The sequence below is a fragment of the Nonomuraea africana genome (genome assembly GCF_014873535.1).
Classification (GTDB): Bacteria; Actinomycetota; Actinomycetes; order Streptosporangiales; family Streptosporangiaceae; genus Nonomuraea; species Nonomuraea africana.
Genome location: NZ_JADBEF010000001.1, coordinates 5,053,725 through 5,067,353 on the forward strand (window position 1 = coordinate 5,053,725; position 13,629 = coordinate 5,067,353).

At 68.3% G+C, this 13,629-nt stretch carries 20 protein-coding genes and 4 pseudogenes; 9 read left to right on the forward strand and 15 right to left on the reverse strand.

Annotation, left to right across the window (positions count from 1 at the left end):
- The first annotated feature begins 68 nt into the window (after positions 1-68).
- Complete coding sequence (locus H4W81_RS23870; protein ID WP_192776864.1) at positions 69-695, forward strand: TetR/AcrR family transcriptional regulator; 627 nt, start codon at positions 69-71, stop codon at positions 693-695.
- Positions 696-1,304: 609 nt separating this feature from the next.
- The gene (locus H4W81_RS23875) at positions 1,305-2,444 is read left to right on the forward strand and encodes a lipase family protein (protein WP_192776865.1); all 1,140 of its coding nucleotides are present in this window, start codon (positions 1,305-1,307) and stop codon (positions 2,442-2,444) included.
- A 112-nt stretch (positions 2,445-2,556) separates the two neighbouring features.
- Here the strand turns inward: H4W81_RS23875 and H4W81_RS23880 are convergent.
- Positions 2,557-2,811, reverse strand: a pseudogene (locus H4W81_RS23880) (transposase); the annotation flags it as partial.
- A 331-nt stretch (positions 2,812-3,142) separates the two neighbouring features.
- Here H4W81_RS23880 and H4W81_RS23885 point away from each other — a divergent pair.
- A complete protein-coding gene (locus H4W81_RS23885) occupies positions 3,143-3,568 on the forward strand; it encodes an SMI1/KNR4 family protein (protein ID WP_192776866.1) in 426 nt (141 codons plus the stop codon).
- A 26-nt stretch (positions 3,569-3,594) separates the two neighbouring features.
- On the opposite strand, the gene H4W81_RS23890 is transcribed toward H4W81_RS23885, so the two are convergent.
- Together H4W81_RS23890 and H4W81_RS23895 are read right to left on the reverse strand one after the other, a co-directional pair.
- A complete protein-coding gene (locus H4W81_RS23890; RefSeq protein ID WP_192776867.1) occupies positions 3,595-3,798 on the reverse strand; it encodes a hypothetical protein in 204 nt (67 codons plus the stop codon).
- A 269-nt stretch (positions 3,799-4,067) separates the two neighbouring features.
- Positions 4,068-4,241 (reverse strand): hypothetical protein, encoded by a 174-nt coding sequence (locus tag H4W81_RS23895; protein ID WP_192776868.1) that lies wholly within the window; start codon positions 4,239-4,241, stop codon positions 4,068-4,070.
- A gap of 109 nt (positions 4,242-4,350) precedes the next feature.
- On the opposite strand from H4W81_RS23895, the gene H4W81_RS23900 reads away from it, so the two are divergent.
- Complete coding sequence (locus H4W81_RS23900; protein ID WP_192776869.1) at positions 4,351-4,722, forward strand: hypothetical protein; 372 nt, start codon at positions 4,351-4,353, stop codon at positions 4,720-4,722.
- Between the two features lie 52 nt (positions 4,723-4,774).
- Here the strand turns inward: H4W81_RS23900 and H4W81_RS23905 are convergent, their stop codons facing one another.
- Positions 4,775-5,269, reverse strand: coding sequence for a tyrosine-type recombinase/integrase (locus H4W81_RS23905; RefSeq protein WP_192781002.1), 495 nt, complete (start codon positions 5,267-5,269; stop codon positions 4,775-4,777).
- On the opposite strand from H4W81_RS23905, the gene H4W81_RS23910 reads away from it, so the two are divergent.
- The gene (locus tag H4W81_RS23910) at positions 5,248-5,388 is read left to right on the forward strand and encodes a hypothetical protein (RefSeq protein ID WP_192781473.1); all 141 of its coding nucleotides are present in this window, start codon (positions 5,248-5,250) and stop codon (positions 5,386-5,388) included. The two genes, H4W81_RS23905 and H4W81_RS23910, sit on opposite strands and share 22 nt — an antisense overlap.
- A gap of 105 nt (positions 5,389-5,493) precedes the next feature.
- Here H4W81_RS23910 and H4W81_RS23915 read toward each other — a convergent pair whose 3' ends face one another.
- From H4W81_RS23915 to H4W81_RS23935, 6 genes are all read right to left on the reverse strand, one after another.
- Positions 5,494-6,009: a DUF1206 domain-containing protein gene (locus tag H4W81_RS23915; protein ID WP_318782512.1), complete on the reverse strand. Its 516-nt coding sequence runs from the start codon at positions 6,007-6,009 to the stop codon at positions 5,494-5,496.
- Positions 6,010-6,048: 39 nt separating this feature from the next.
- Positions 6,049-6,327 carry a DUF1206 domain-containing protein gene (locus tag H4W81_RS23920; protein ID WP_225960073.1) on the reverse strand — a complete coding sequence of 93 codons (279 nt, stop codon included), beginning with the start codon at positions 6,325-6,327 and terminating at the stop codon, positions 6,049-6,051.
- A 265-nt stretch (positions 6,328-6,592) separates the two neighbouring features.
- Positions 6,593-6,781 carry a hypothetical protein gene (locus H4W81_RS23925; protein ID WP_192776872.1) on the reverse strand — a complete coding sequence of 63 codons (189 nt, stop codon included), beginning with the start codon at positions 6,779-6,781 and terminating at the stop codon, positions 6,593-6,595.
- Between the two features lies 1 nt (position 6,782).
- The gene (locus H4W81_RS23930; RefSeq protein ID WP_192776873.1) at positions 6,783-7,412 is read right to left on the reverse strand and encodes a hypothetical protein; all 630 of its coding nucleotides are present in this window, start codon (positions 7,410-7,412) and stop codon (positions 6,783-6,785) included.
- Positions 7,366-7,602: a hypothetical protein gene (locus H4W81_RS47495; protein WP_225958762.1), complete on the reverse strand. Its 237-nt coding sequence runs from the start codon at positions 7,600-7,602 to the stop codon at positions 7,366-7,368. Before H4W81_RS47495 ends, H4W81_RS23930 begins: the two co-directional genes overlap by 47 nt.
- 241 nt (positions 7,603-7,843) lie before the next feature.
- Positions 7,844-7,999 carry a DUF6131 family protein gene (locus H4W81_RS23935; protein ID WP_192776874.1) on the reverse strand — a complete coding sequence of 52 codons (156 nt, stop codon included), beginning with the start codon at positions 7,997-7,999 and terminating at the stop codon, positions 7,844-7,846.
- 166 nt (positions 8,000-8,165) lie between these two features.
- Between H4W81_RS23935 and H4W81_RS50100 the strand changes: the two are divergent.
- A pseudogene (locus tag H4W81_RS50100) lies at positions 8,166-8,360 on the forward strand (transposase); the annotation flags it as partial.
- Positions 8,361-8,443: 83 nt separating this feature from the next.
- Here H4W81_RS50100 and H4W81_RS47505 read toward each other — a convergent pair.
- The gene (locus H4W81_RS47505; RefSeq protein ID WP_225960923.1) at positions 8,444-8,734 is read right to left on the reverse strand and encodes a hypothetical protein; all 291 of its coding nucleotides are present in this window, start codon (positions 8,732-8,734) and stop codon (positions 8,444-8,446) included.
- Positions 8,735-9,107: 373 nt separating this feature from the next.
- Between H4W81_RS47505 and H4W81_RS23945 the strand changes: the two genes are divergently transcribed.
- Positions 9,108-9,683 carry an RICIN domain-containing protein gene (locus H4W81_RS23945; RefSeq protein ID WP_192781474.1) on the forward strand — a complete coding sequence of 192 codons (576 nt, stop codon included), beginning with the start codon at positions 9,108-9,110 and terminating at the stop codon, positions 9,681-9,683.
- A gap of 354 nt (positions 9,684-10,037) precedes the next feature.
- Here the strand turns inward: H4W81_RS23945 and H4W81_RS23950 are convergent.
- Positions 10,038-10,196 (reverse strand): annotated as a pseudogene (locus tag H4W81_RS23950) (IS3 family transposase); the annotation flags it as partial.
- Between the two features lie 297 nt (positions 10,197-10,493).
- On the opposite strand from H4W81_RS23950, the gene H4W81_RS23955 reads away from it, so the two are divergent.
- Together H4W81_RS23955 and H4W81_RS23960 are read left to right on the forward strand one after the other, a co-directional pair.
- Complete coding sequence (locus H4W81_RS23955) at positions 10,494-10,964, forward strand: hypothetical protein (RefSeq protein WP_192776876.1); 471 nt, start codon at positions 10,494-10,496, stop codon at positions 10,962-10,964.
- Positions 10,954-12,486 (forward strand): multicopper oxidase family protein, encoded by a 1,533-nt coding sequence (locus tag H4W81_RS23960; RefSeq protein WP_192776877.1) that lies wholly within the window; start codon positions 10,954-10,956, stop codon positions 12,484-12,486. The genes H4W81_RS23955 and H4W81_RS23960 overlap by 11 nt, the downstream gene beginning before the upstream one ends.
- A 427-nt stretch (positions 12,487-12,913) precedes the next feature.
- On the opposite strand, the pseudogene H4W81_RS23965 reads toward H4W81_RS23960, so the two are convergent.
- From H4W81_RS23965 to H4W81_RS23975, 3 genes and pseudogenes are all read right to left on the reverse strand, one after another.
- Positions 12,914-13,078, reverse strand: a pseudogene (locus H4W81_RS23965) (ATP-binding protein); the annotation flags it as partial.
- Entirely contained in the window at positions 13,056-13,247 is a 192-nt protein-coding gene (locus H4W81_RS23970) for a winged helix-turn-helix domain-containing protein (RefSeq protein ID WP_318782513.1), read from the reverse strand. The gene H4W81_RS23970 and the pseudogene H4W81_RS23965, both read right to left, overlap by 23 nt.
- A gap of 158 nt (positions 13,248-13,405) precedes the next feature.
- A complete protein-coding gene (locus H4W81_RS23975; protein ID WP_225958763.1) occupies positions 13,406-13,597 on the reverse strand; it encodes a transposase in 192 nt (63 codons plus the stop codon).
- Between the last annotated feature and the right edge of the window lie 32 nt (positions 13,598-13,629).

The window sequence follows — 13,629 nt, forward strand, 5'->3', positions numbered from 1 at the left end:
TCATGTCGTGTGCGGCCGTCAACACGGCCGCCGGCCAACACGACCGACCCGGGGGATGAAAGGACACGATGACCAGTGGAGAGCCAGTCCGCCGCGGCGGACGCGACGCGCAGCGCCGCCGTACCCGCAAAGCGATCATCGAAGCGGCGGTACGGCTGAGCGCCGGCGGCGCGACGCCGTCCATCGACGAGATCGCCGCCGCCGCCGACGTGTCACGTCGCACGATCTACATGCACTTCCCGTCCCTCGACCACCTGCTGATCGACGCAACCGCCGGCGCGATCAACGACCCCCCGGTCGAGCAGGCACTGGCCGACCCCGCGCTCGCAGGCGATGCCGCAGCCCGCGTAGACGCCCTCATCCAGACCCTGCTGGAGCACTCACCGCAATCGCTTCCCCTGGGCCGCCGACTGATCCGCCTGACCGTCGATATGCCAGTGAACGACACCCAAGAACCGCCCACCCCCCGCCGGACCCAACGCCGGGTCGGATGGCTGGAACGGGCCTGCGAACCGCTCCGCGACACCCTGAGCGAGGAATCATTCCAGCGCCTGATCTCGGCCCTGACCATCGTGGTCGGCTGGGAGGCGCAGATCGCCCTGCGCGACGTCCGCGGCCTTGACCCCCAGGCCGAACAGGAGACCATCAGGTGGGCCGCACGCGTCCTGGTGGAGGCGGCGATCAAGGAAGGGTGACCGCCGCCCTCGCTGCTGCTCGGCCGACTTTCGTCATCAGACGACGCGTGCCGGGTGGCGCGGGGCTCGGGCCGCAATCACCCTCCGCGAGGCTGAACCGCGGAGGGCCTTTCCCGTTGGCTCCAGTTCGCTCGGGCAGGACAACGTCCGAGATTGCGACCGCGCCCGCAACACCCTTCTCGCCGCCACGGCGCTCGCCACGAAGGGACAGGGCCGATCGCGCTCTCCCCGCTGGATCCGCTGCCCGAGCCGTGCAACCCGCGCCGGCGAGCATCTCCAGGCTGATCCTCGTGTCGTTGTTCCTGGCGGTGGGGTCGAACCCTGCGGTGCGCTGGCTGCAGGGGCGTGGCCTGCCGCGAGCAGCAGCGAGCGGCGTCGTGTTCGCCTGTACCGCGTCAAAACCCATCGCATAGGGCATCCTTCTGATGTTGTCGCGGGACACCCCGGCGTCCGCGGGAGAGGGCGACTGGAGCAGCTCCCCTCATGAGGAGTCCGCCGATCCGCGAACGCCATTCGCCTGACGAATGTGGTTTGCGACGGTCATTTGGGCCTTGACCACATGTTACCCATCGGTAACCATCGGCTCACAACGAATGAGAGGAGCTCGTCATGCGTCTCCGCCTCCTGTCTCTGATCGCCCTGCTGGTCGCCTCCCTCGGACTTGCCGCACCGGCTCACGCGGCCTCGGCCGGGAACGTGATCTCCGCCCAGCCCACGACCGTCTACCTCGCGCCGGGCAAGCTTCTCGAGGTGCCCGTCGACGCCTGGCGCCTGCTGTATCGCTCCACCTCGGCCACCGGCCGGCTCAACGCGGTGTCCGGCACCTTACTGGTGCCCAAGACCGACTATCCCTTCGGCAGGCGGCCGATCATCGGGTACGCCGTGGGCACGCACGGGATGGGGGACCAGTGCGCTCCCTCCACCAGCATGAACGAGGGCCGCGAGGCGGAGCTGGCCCTCATCAGCCTCTTCCTGCTGAAGGGCTTCGCCGTCGCGGTCACCGACTACGAGGGGCTCGGCACGCCCGGCACCCACACCTACATGGCGGGGATCTCCCAGGGCCAGGCGGTCCTGGACTCGGTGCGGGCAGCGATGCGCGTGCCGGACGCCAGGCTGTCCGCGGACGCGCCGGTCGCGATCACGGGCTACTCCCAGGGCGGCTCCTCCGCCGCATGGGCCGCACAACTCCAGCCCTCCTACGCTCCTGAGCTACGGCTGCGCGGCGTGGCCGCCGGCGGCGTCCCGGCAGACCTCAAGGCCGTCGCCCAGCACCTGGAAGGATCCGCCTCCTTCGGCCTTGCCGCGGCGGCGGGCGTCGGGCTCGACGCGGCCTACCTCGAGCTGGACCTGGAAGCCGACCTCAACGAGCGCGGCCGCGCCCTGCTCGCCGACGCGGCGGACGACTGCGTGGCCGAGATCAACGCCAAGCTGGCCGGGCTGCGGTTCTCCGACCTGTCGTCCCTGGACCTGCTCAACCAGCCCAAGTGGGTGGCCCGGCTCATCGAGAACCGGCTCGGCGCCGCTGCGCCTCGGGTGCCCGTGTTCCTGTACCACGCGCAGGGCGACGAGATCATCCCGCACTCGGTCGGCGCCACCCTGCGGTCACAGTACTGCTCGGCTGGGGCCCGGGTGCGCTGGGTGAGCCTTCCCGCCGGCAACCATGTGCTCGGCGCTGTCAAGGGTGGGCCCTTGGCCGTCGAGTGGCTGGCGCTTCGCCTGCTCGGCGTCCCGGCGACCAACAACTGCTGACCCCGCTCCGCCCGCCGTACCCATCCCGGTTCATCCCTCGGGCTCTCGCGTACGGCGGGCACATCTCCGGCAAGGGGACGCGACGCCAGCGATCCGAGAACGGCGTGGGTCTCCCGGGCGTTCGACGAGTTACAGGGGACGGGCCGGTCTGCGGCCCCCTTTTAACGCTCTGATCTGGGAGGAGTCCACCGCGGCTCGGGAGAAGTCGAGCGCGTCGGCCGCGCGCAGCCGATCGAGCAGCACCTCGTGCAGGCGCTGCCAGACGCCGGAGGCGTTCCACTCGGCCAGGCGCCGCCAGCACGTCATGCCCGAGCCGTAGCCCAGCTCTTTGCGGCAGATGCTCCCAGGCGATGCCGGTGTGCAGCACGGTTGGTGATCACTGCCGCTACGTTCTGTACCCGGACGACCCGGCACCCTCCCCTGAGTGAGCGCCTGTCGTCCGGAGCGCGATAACCGCTGACTAGCTCGTGCACCACGGACGGCCCGGCTCACCGGACGGTGACCACACCCGCCTGGTTCATGCCTCCTGCCACCGGAGCCATCTCTCCCGGCGTGCTGACCCCGCTCGCTGGCCCCGCCATCCTGGTCACCGCCCTCGCCCCCGGACAGCCTGCGGCTGCGCCGCCTTCTCGACTGCCTGCCCTGACATGACCTTGGGAATTCGGCTCATTGTCGGCGCCGACGGATAACCTCGCCCCATGTGGCGAGAGCTGGTGGCCGAGCTGACGGATGATCACGACTTTGCCGACCCGGTCGGCATCCGCGAGGTGGAAGAAGCGGAACAGGCGCTAGGCCATCCGCTACCCGAAGTGCTGGTTTCCCTGCTGCGTGAGACGAACGGCATCAGAGGCGCGTACGGCCTCGGGCTGGTGTGGTCGCTGAAGGAAATCGTCGAGGAGAACCTGCACTTCAGGAGCGGCTTTTTCAACTGGATGTACATGCCGTTCCATCCGCTGCTGTTCTTCGCCGACGCCGGCAACGGCGACCGGTTCGCCCTGAAACTTCCTCCGGTGACCCGCGAGGACGTGTTCTGCTGGGATCACGAGGACGACAGCCGCACGTGGGCGGCTCCGGACGTGGCCACGTATCTGCGCTGGTGGCTCACCGGTCACCTGAAGGTATGAGCAGAGCACGTCCACGACGCCGCCCTTCACCGAAAGTCGTCCATCTTGCGCTGAAGGTTGGGCGAGGCTTGGCGGCCGAAGCTGGGCATGTCGTCCTCGAAGGGGTGCGAGCCGGGATGGCCGTCGAACAGCAGGCACAGCTCGGGGTTGTCGAGGCGCTCGCCGAGCATTTCGACGATCTGCGCGACGCGCGGACCGCCGCCGTGGCGGTCGAGGCCATCGACGCTCATCTGGCGGCGCCCGATCCGAGCTGGGAAGTCATCCTCGCCAGCGGCTACGTCGCCAACTGGCGGCTCACGTCCGACCCCGGCGGACGCCCTCGGGTGGCGTGTACGACCTCAGCCTCCAGCAGTCTTCCGCTCGGTTGGCACATTCGGCGGCTGCGGGCGGTCCCGATGACCCCCCGGTGTTCCACGCCCGCGCTGACCTTGACCGAGTGACTGGCGCGGCCCCGGCCTACTGAGGCTGGGGCAGGTCCTGGACTCGGCGCCGAATATGGTCAGGCATGCCCCTCCAGCAACTCGGCGAGAACGTCAGCAACGTGGATCGCGGGTGCGGGGAGCCGCCCGCGCAGATGCGGAGGGATCAGCTCGGGGTCGGTGGCCGCCCGCCTCCTCGCCACCGCCGCCACCACCCGCCCGTGGCGGTTGCGCCTGCCGGAAAGTCCATCCACGCAGTTCAAGCGGCATGTGAGTACTCGTGGAGAACCCCTCCGAGCCGATCTCGACGTTTGTCGGCGTACCCACGGCGCACCGGCCGCGGGAGGTCGCAAGGGAGTCGTCATGCGTCTGTTGAAGCAGCTCGTGCCCGTCGCGGCAGTCGCCGCCATCGGCAGCGCGGGCGTGCAGGCAGTGGGGAGAAATCCGTACCTCACCCTGGTCCTCGGTGTCGTGACGGCCGTGCTCGCGCTGTTCGTGTACGCCCGGATGGTGCGCAGGTCCGAGCACCGCGCGCCGGTCGAGCTGGCCGCGAAGGGCGCCGCCACCACCACCGCCCGCGGGATGCTGATCGGTGCCGGGATGTTCGCGGCCGTCATCCTGAACATCGCCTTCCTGGGCGGCTACCGGGTCGACGGCATGGGCTCGGTGACTGGCGCGGTGGCGATGGTCGGGTTCATGGCCGCCGCCGCCGTGACGGAGGAGGTCGTCTTCTGATCGATCCAGCGTAGCCCGGCCGCCTCACCGCGGCGCAGCCCGCGCAGCGCGATCAGCTGCCACAGCGGATACAGCCGGTCGCCGCGCGCGAAGGTGAGGAACTCGGCCAGCTGCTCGGCGGTCCACACCGCCACCGCCGGCCGCTCGCCACCGCGCCGCCATGCGCGGGCAGCCGGATCACACGCGCCGGGTTGGATGCGATCAGGCCCTCACGGACCGCGGCGTTCAACGCCGCGCGCAGCGTCGCCCGGATCCGGTGCAGGGTGGAGGACGCGATCGGCTCCCCGTACCGGTTAAGCCGCCCAGCCAGCATGGCGAACATCCGCGCGATGTCGCGGCCGGCCAGCTCGGTCAGTTCGATCCGGCCCAGATACGGGATCAGATGCAGCCGCACGTGATCGGCGTAGGCCTTGCGGGTGCTGGGCCGCAGCTGGTGCTGCTTCTCCAGCCAGCAGCGCAGCCACCGTGCCAGCGTGCATCCCGCCCTGCCACCCCGTTCCCCCCTGCAGAGATCATTCTTTGCTGGTGATCCCGGCCGCGACCGCAGACTACGACCACCGCTACGTGCTGCCCGTGATACCGCTGGCCTGCCTGGCCGCCGCCCTCACGCTCATCCCCCTCACTCCCCCACCCGAACCAGCCACTGAGAGCCTCGGGATGCACTGAGTCGCAGGGAACGCGGTGACCTGCCGGGTGATCACTGCGAGGTAGCCTGCCCGTCTCCTCAACCGCCTTCTTCGCTGGTGGGAACGGCAGACCGGCAGAGCCCGCCTACCCGGGCTCGGTCTTACGCCAGCGGGCTTCGAAGAAGGAGTAGACCCCAAAGATCACCAGGCCCAGCGCGACGGCAACCAGCAGCCAGGGGCCGAACGGTGTTGTAGCGATCTTACGCAGCGTCCCGTCCAGACCTTGAGCCTCCTTGGAGTCGAACGTGGCGGCGGCGATGATGAGGAACACCCCGAGGACGCTGAAGACGCCTCCTCGCGCGAGGATGCCCATGAGCCCCAGCGTCTCGACCGTCCTGCGGGTGTGCGCGTTCATCTTTGCCATGTGCAGGTTGTCGATGAACTTCTTGAGGACGGCCTGCACCATCATGCCGACCCCGACCCCGACGACGCCGAGACCGATCAGCAGCACCAGCCATCGGCCACCCGTATGGCTCATGAGCGTCGCGGTGAAGTCCTTGGATTGGGTGTTGCCCGAACGTTGGCCCCCGACGCCCATCAGGAATCTGACGACGCCGATGCAGAGGGCTACGTAGATGGCGGCGAGGGCCAGCGATGCCAGCCGCTTTGCGACCGTGTGCCCGTTCGGGCTGGCCTGCCCCTACACCACCTCAGCGAGCCGCCACAACGCCAGCCCCGCAAAGCCGACAGCAACCAACCACAAGAGCACGAACCCGCCGGGATGCGCGGCGACAGCATGCAGCGCGCCCGCGGCATCAGCCGCCTCACCACCGATCCCGAGCGCGATCTGTACGGCCAGCAAACCGATCAGCACGTAATTCACACCACACGCCACGAACCCGCCGCGCGCGAGCCCCTCCAACCAACGGCTGGACGCCGCCTTCCGGCCCGCGGACTCGACCCCGCGCTTCATAGCCATCACAGACCGCCTCCAAGCTCGGCGCGGCAGCCACCAGATGGCCAAGCCCAGGCCGGGCCACAGCCAGGAGGGTCCAGACGATGATGATCGTGTCTGCCTCCTGGGGCAGCAGGTGGCTATCCAGCCGCGCCTGCCCCGAAGGCGGGGCTCGAAACACTGATGCGGGACGGCGTTGATCGGCAGAGACGAGGCTGCCGGGCGATGATGACCGCCGCCTCGCCTGGGAGGGGCGCTCCTCGAGCACCCTCCCCAACGACCGTCAGCGTCATGTACGGCGCGAGCCGCCGAGGAAGCCGCCGGTGCTTCCCGCGCCGATCCCCGCCTGGTGCAGAGCCAGCAGGCACAGGCCGAGCAGCATGAACGTCACGCCGCTGATCCCGCCCGGGATGTCGATGCCCAGCACGTCGAGCAGGAAGCCGATCCCGAAGATGATCGCCGCCACGATGGCGAGCACCTCACCTCACCTCATCTTCGGGGCCGGACAGCGCGAGCAGTTGTTCAAGCATGGCCCGGTAGTCGCGAAGAGCCAGCCTGAGCTGCTCGGTGTCGCCCTGGTCGGTGTTCTTCCATCGATCGCCCAGCTCGCTCGTGCGCGTGGTCAGCGAACTGGTGAGCGCGTTGACGATCTCGTCGACCAGCTCGCCCGCCTGCTCCATCGCCTGGCGCGGGTCGTCCACGAACGTGGCCTGCAGGTCTCGCCAGCGCGTGTGGGCCTGCTCAACGTCCTGGTCGAACAGGGCAGGGCTCTGCGGTGGTACGGCCTGCGCCCGGGCGGGTTCGGGCTCGACCGGCACGTCGGCGGTGGCGGCGTTGGGGTCCTTGGACCGCCTGTCCTGGACTTCGACGTCGGGGTCGGTTGAACCCTGGGCCTCGTGGCCCGTCGGCTCCTCCACCGCAGGGGCATCCCTGCGGGCCTGTTCCTGTTCCACGTGCGCATGGCCAGGGCCCGTCGCTGGGACGTCGTCCTTGTTCACCGCGTCGTCGTGCTGCCGCGGCGTTTGCAGATCTTCGTCTTCGTGCTTGCGCGGGTCCATGTCGTCACCGTCCTCCGGGATCGCGACGGGAGGTGCCTTCGTCTTGGTCATCGCGGCCCGTCGCCGGATCCCGGCGGGAGGCGCGGTCGTTGGCCGGCGACTCCCCGAGGAGCTCCTCGAACAGGGAGCGGTAGTGCATCATCGCCTGGCGCGACTCCTCCGTCGAGGCCTTCTTCGCGGCCGCACGGCCGCTGACCTCATGGGCTTGCCGGTAGTGGTCGAGAGTGTCGCCATGTCCCACCGAAAGTTTCGATGACTTCGCGCGCAGTACCTGGACTAGCGTCTGGCACGATCCTCGTGCTCGCGCTCGTGGCCACTATGCCGACGAGCAGCAGCGCGGCCTGCGGGCTTCACTTGACGCACCGCTCGCCGACTGGCCAGTTAACCCACCCGCAAGGACACAGAAGTGCCGTGACGAGAAGCTGCCCTGATCCCGCAACGTGACTGCGCTCAGTTCGGAAAACCCGCGCCCGCGCCGGGCGTCAGAACCAGTGTCGTCGGCCAGCGACTGGACGCCCGATGGAGCCCAACAAGAGCAGCACGAGGCCGATGACGAGGAGGACGGCGCCGACCGTATACAGGATCGAGATGCCGAGGAGCCACCCAAGCACCACCAGGATCACACCGAGGACGATCATGACATCCTCCTTGGAAACATGAATCCTCTGCTACGTGGTCGCGTAGCAATTGTAATATTCCCTGGTCGCTGGCGTCTAAATCGTTCGAGCGGTCCCACCTGTGGGTCCTGCAGGGAATTGACATGCGGCATGACCGGGGCGGGAAGGAAATCTCGTCGAGCCATGGGTGGGCAGGGGGCGCCGTCGTTCCAAGTCTGCCCAGCACGCAGCACCTCTCTGTCTCACGCCGTTGGGATCAGAGAGGTATGACGGCGGAAATGCGAAGCCGACCGGCTGCCAGTGGAACCTCCTGCCGCACGATCTGCCGCCGCGCAGCGCGGTCTACTACTACTTCGCTCTGTGGCGTGATGACGGCACCGACCAGACCATCCATGACCTGCTGCGCTGGCAGACTCGGGAGAAGAAGGGGCGATTAGCCGACCCGAGCCTGGCCGTGCTGGACACTCATAGCGTGCATGCGGCGGCCGGGGTGCCCGCCGACACGACCGGCAAGGACGCGGGCAAGAAGGTGCCCGGCCGCAGCGCGGCCTGGCCGTGGACGTGCTCGGCCTGGTCATCGCGGTGGTGGTGCTGGCTGCCTCGGCGCATGAGAATGTCGCCGGTACCGCGCTGCTGGACCGTCTGGCCACCCAGGCCCCCACTGTCCAGAAAGTTCTGGTCGACCAGGGGTTCAAGAGCTCGGTCGTCACCCACGGCGCTTCGCTCGGGATGCAGGTGGAGATCGTCGAACGCCATCCCGCAGACCGGGGGTTCGTTCCCCAGCCCAAGCGGTGGGTGGCGGAGCAGACCTACGGCATCCTCATGCTGCACCGCCGTCTGGTGCGCGATTACGAGCATCGCCCCACCAGCTCCGAATCGCGCGTGTACTGGGCGACACGCACTCGGCCGTTGACACGGTCCGGCCACACCGTGGCCCGCCTGGCCGATCCCGGATCCGCGCTTACGGCGAGCACGCATCGCGACGCTGCAGACCTCGATGGGCGGGGATCGGTCAGAAAGCGGTCTGTGGAACGGACAGTGCCCACGCCTAGATTCGGTCCATTCCTGCATTTTGACCCACATGGCTGGGCGAATGCCTCATCCCACCTCGTCGTAACAGGAGAAGATCATGAAACCCGCCCTGCCCATCGGTGTCGTGATCGCGGCTCTGGCCGCCACCACTGTCGCCGCGCCCGCGGCCGCTTCCACCGATGCCTCGGCCGGGGCCGCCGCAGGGACGCCGGCCGCCGCCCCGCCGGCCGGCACCTTGAACATCAGCAACCGCCGGACCAACCTGCAGCTGGAGGTCGGCGACGTCGGCGCCAGCGGCAAGGGCAGGGTCTTCAGCAGGTTCGCCCGCGGCGGCGGCGACACCGAACAGCAGTGGAACTTCATCAACGGTGGCAAGCTGGTGAGCAGGAAGCTCGTCCGAGGGCAAACCGTGTGCCTGGAGACCGACAGCGCCGATCGACTGTTCGTGGCCCGGTGCGTGGGTGGCAAACAGACCCAGAAGTGGGCGTTCAAGCTGGCGCTCGACGCTCCGGGGGCCTTCAAGGACGCCTTCGTCATCCAGAACTTCGCGACGAAGAAATGCGTGACCAGCGCCGAGGCGAATGCGCGGCGCAACGCCGCGGTAGGCGTCGGCTCCTGCAAGAGCGGCAACCTGCTCCAGCAGTGGTTCCCCGCACCGCTCGTTCGCGACTAGTGTCCCGCGCGGCGGTCTTGGACCATACGGGGAATGACCGTCATGGGGACGAAGGTACGGGTGACGGCGTCGTTCCAGTAGGCGACACCGACCGGCGCCTATCAGTCGTGTGATCGATACGCCGAAGTTTCCGGGGCCCGTAGCCGCGACACATCTGTCAAATGACAGCGGCCGACGTCAAAGATTGGTGGGAATGGCCTCGGGCCGCGGCTGAACGCCTCTCGAGCGATCTCCACGCGGCTGCTCATCCCGAGGTCAGCGGGGAGGGTCCGGCGGTCCTGCTCCTGCACGGTGTGCTCGCTTCGCTTACGGCTGACCTCATCGACGGCGCCCGGGCTTGGCCGCTTAGCACGCCGAGGGCGCCACCTCGAGCACCTGGTAGATCGGCTCGACGCCGCACCGGTCGCGATGGGCGTCGATGAAGGCGATCGTCGGGCGGTCGGGGGCGCTTTCCCGGGCGCAAAGAGCGGCCGCCGACTTCAGGATCTCGTTGGCCCGGCGCAGCTCACGCACTCCCGCTCAGTGGATCCTGCAGCACTGAGCAGAGGGTGGGCAGTCAGTGGACTGCCTATGAGCACACGCACCGCTTGAGGTCACCATCACCGGGAGCCGGACGGGTGACTCGGAAGGGACCCGTGATGGCCGCCCACATCCCCCGTCGTGTCACCCAGGCGAAGCCGTCCACCAGGACGCCTTGGTGTACTTCCTGGCAACCTTCCGAGTCGCCGAGCACCCCCACCGTGTCGCGCTCCCCACCGCGACACGCGACAACAGCGGCTCCTGACAGCCGCTATTTAAAAGGAGGGCGTGATGAAACACGTCTACAAGGTCTTGGCTTATCTGGTAGCGATCGAGGTGGCCGTGCAAGCGGCGATGGCAGTCTGGGGTGACGCCGGGCTCGGCAAGTGGATCTCTGAGGGCGGCGTGCTCGACAAGTCGTTCTCCGAGAGCGGGGGCACACCGTTTCCGGAGGTCGCCGGCCTTATCGGCCACGCCCTGAACGGGATGTTCGTGATCCCGGCCATCGCGCTGCTGCTGCTGATCTCGTCGTTCTGGGCGAAGGTCCCGGGAGCCGTGAAGGCGGCCGGGCTGGTGCTTCTGCTCGTCGTCCTGCAGGTCACCTTCGGCGTCGTCGGCCACAGCGTTCCGCTCGTAGGCGCCGTGCACGGCCTCAACGCGCTGCTGCTGTTCACCGCGGCGCTCTACGCGGCACGTCGCGGCGCGGCCGTGAGCCCGCCCGTCACCACGCAACCGCAGCCCGCGGCCGGCCATGCGGCGTAGTCGCCCCAGTGACGGCCGCATCCGTCTCGCAGTCGCGTACGCCGCGACCGCGGCCGTCCTTGGGCCGCTGATCTGGCTCTGGCAGGACAGCCTGCTGCCGGAGGCGTATTCGGTCATGGACATGGGGTACGCGGATTACGGGGGCGGGCCGAGCGGCTCCATGGAGCATTCCGGGGGAGGCGCATCGGCCCACGGCGGCCACGCACGGCAGGAGGGGGCCGGGCGTGACGTCACCCAGCTGATCGCCGACCCGGACCGTCCGGCTGACATCGCGGTGACCGTGGTCGCCCGCAAGCAACGGTTCCGGCTGGCCTCCGGCCGCGCTTTCGAGGGGTACACGCTCAACGGCCAGTCGCCCGGACCGGTCATCAAAGCGACCCAAGGCCAACTGGTCCAGGTGCGACTGGTCAACGAGTCGGTGCCAGGGGGCATCACGCTGCACTGGCACGGCCTCGACGTGCCAGGCGCCGCGGACGGAGTCGCCGGCGTCACCCAGGACGCGGTCGCCATCGGCAAGGAGTTCACCTACCGGTTCATCGCCGACCAAGCGGGCACCTTCTGGTATCACTCACACCAGATGTCGCACGAACAGGTGCGCGGGGGCCTGCTCGGGGCACTGGTCGTCACACCGCCGGGCAAGAGCGCCGACGCGAGCCAGACGATCGACGTCGAGGCGTTGGTGCACCTGTACAACGGAGTACGCACCATCAACGGCCGCGAGGGCGACGTCCCCGTCCGGGTGCCACCCGGCGCACGGGCACGGGTCCGGGTGATCAACACCGAGTACGGCGTCATGCCCGTCTGGGTCAGCGGCGCGCCATACCGGCTGGCCGCCATCGACGGCACCGAGATCAACGAGCCCACGCCGGTCCAGGACAAGGCCGTGGCGGTGGCCGCCGGAGGACGCGCCGACATCGAGGTGACCATGCCCGAAGACGGCTCACCGGTCCGGATCCACCTCGGCGGCCCGTCCGCCGTCGTGCTCGGCTCGACATCGCACGTCCCACCCCCGATCCCCCGGCCGGCGGCAACGCTCGACCCGCTTACCTACGGCACCCGCGCGCCGCTCGCCTTCGACCCCGGCACACCCGACCGGCGCTTCGAGTACGACATGGGGCGCCGCCCCGGCTTCCTCGACGGGGTCCCCGGGCTGTGGTGGACCATCAACGGTCACATGTATCCGGACGTGCCCATGTTCCACGTAGCCCAGGGCGACGTGGTGCGGATGCGCATCTCGAACAACAGCGGCGAGGCCCACCCCATGCACCTGCACGGCCACCACGCGGTCGTGCTCAGCCGCGACGGCGTGCCCGCCACCGGCAGCCCCTGGTGGGTCGACTCCCTCGAGGTCGGCGTCGGCGAGACGTACGAGATCGCCTTCGTCGCCGACAACCCGGGCATCTGGATGGACCACTGCCACAACCTGCCCCACGCCTCCGAAGGACTGACCGCCCACCTCATGTACGAGGGAGTCACCACACCCTTCACCGTGGGAGGCCCGGCCGAGAACGAACCGGAGTGAGCTGGTTTCGTCCACGATGAGCACGTCGCCTTTGTGGGTGATGAGCAACAGGGGTGCGGCCCGCCGCGAACGCTCCAAAAGCCCATCGGGTTCTTGAGCGTGCTGCGGATGGAGGGCGAAATCTACATTTCCCCCAGAACGTCGCTCACTGCCCGGATCGGCCGACTGGCACAGTCCTGTTCACCCGCGCTGCCCCCGCCCGTCACGGCCGGCCCAGCGCGAGAGTCTCCCGACGGAGTGAGCGAGAAGTGGGCAGCAGATGAATTGTTGCTTGAGTAGCAGGCGAAAATACCCTCCGCAGATCCGCATCCGCGAAGCACTTGCCGTTCGTCGTTAAGGAACTTCTGCATGCGTATCGGCTTCGCAGTACCTCAATATGGCGCCTTCGCCGACCCAGCCGCCATCTGTGCTTCCCACAGGTAGTGATTCAACGGGGCAGATTCATGGGTAGCCGGAGGGTGAACGTCGCGCCGTGACCAGAGACGCTTGCCACGGTTGCGGAGCCCCCGTGGGCCTCAGCCAACTGGCGAACGATGGCCAACCCCAGTCCACTCCCGCCGGTCTGCCGGTTACGCGACTTGTCGGCGCGCCACGCCCCCCTGCTGCCGTCCATCGGTCAGTTTGTATCCGACGCCGAACACGGTCACCAGGTGAGCCGGCCTCCGAGGATCAAGCTCGATCTTCTTGCGCAGGTTCGCCATGTGCACATCGATCGCACGCTCGGTGGAGTCACGGTCATAGCCGTTGGTCCGCTCCAGCAGCTGCTGGCGGGTGAATCAGGTTCAGCGGCCATCGCCCGGAGAATCTCGAATTCGTCTGGCGTGCACGCCTGCACCTGCCGAAAATTCCATCCATGCAGGTCAAGCGTTATGCGAGTACTCGTGGAGGACTCCGCCGAGCCGATCTCGTCGGCGTATGTTCAGGTCGATGATTCGTTGGGGTCCGTGATCGGGTCCGGGACAGTACGCAGCGGGGCGGCTTGGGCCAGGGCTTGATGGGCGCGGTGCTGGTTGTAGAAGTGTTCGTACTCGCGTAGGGCGTGCCGCAGGTGGCGCTCGTTCCAGAGCAGGCAGCGGTCCAGGAATTCGTGGCGGCACGACTGCGCACCCATCGCTCCATGATTGAGTTCATGCGCGGCATCCG

Coding starts and splice junctions, on each gene's coding strand:
- H4W81_RS23870 (WP_192776864.1), top strand. CDS start 69: ATGACCAGTGGAGAGCCAGTCCGCCGCGGCGGACGCGACGCGCAGCGC.
- H4W81_RS23875 (WP_192776865.1), top strand. CDS start 1,305: ATGCGTCTCCGCCTCCTGTCTCTGATCGCCCTGCTGGTCGCCTCCCTC.
- H4W81_RS23885 (WP_192776866.1), top strand. CDS start 3,143: ATGTGGCGAGAGCTGGTGGCCGAGCTGACGGATGATCACGACTTTGCC.
- H4W81_RS23890 (WP_192776867.1), bottom strand. CDS start 3,798: ATGAGCGTCGATGGCCTCGACCGCCACGGCGGCGGTCCGCGCGTCGCG.
- H4W81_RS23900 (WP_192776869.1), top strand. CDS start 4,351: ATGCGTCTGTTGAAGCAGCTCGTGCCCGTCGCGGCAGTCGCCGCCATC.
- H4W81_RS23920 (WP_225960073.1), bottom strand. CDS start 6,327: ATGGCTATGAAGCGCGGGGTCGAGTCCGCGGGCCGGAAGGCGGCGTCC.
- H4W81_RS23930 (WP_192776873.1), bottom strand. CDS start 7,412: ATGACCAAGACGAAGGCACCTCCCGTCGCGATCCCGGAGGACGGTGAC.
- H4W81_RS23935 (WP_192776874.1), bottom strand. CDS start 7,999: ATGATCGTCCTCGGTGTGATCCTGGTGGTGCTTGGGTGGCTCCTCGGC.
- H4W81_RS47505 (WP_225960923.1), bottom strand. CDS start 8,734: ATGGCGTTCGACGATCTCCACCTGCATCCCGAGCGAAGCGCCGTGGGT.
- H4W81_RS23945 (WP_192781474.1), top strand. CDS start 9,108: ATGAAACCCGCCCTGCCCATCGGTGTCGTGATCGCGGCTCTGGCCGCC.
- H4W81_RS23955 (WP_192776876.1), top strand. CDS start 10,494: ATGAAACACGTCTACAAGGTCTTGGCTTATCTGGTAGCGATCGAGGTG.
- H4W81_RS23960 (WP_192776877.1), top strand. CDS start 10,954: ATGCGGCGTAGTCGCCCCAGTGACGGCCGCATCCGTCTCGCAGTCGCG.
- H4W81_RS23975 (WP_225958763.1), bottom strand. CDS start 13,597: ATGGGTGCGCAGTCGTGCCGCCACGAATTCCTGGACCGCTGCCTGCTC.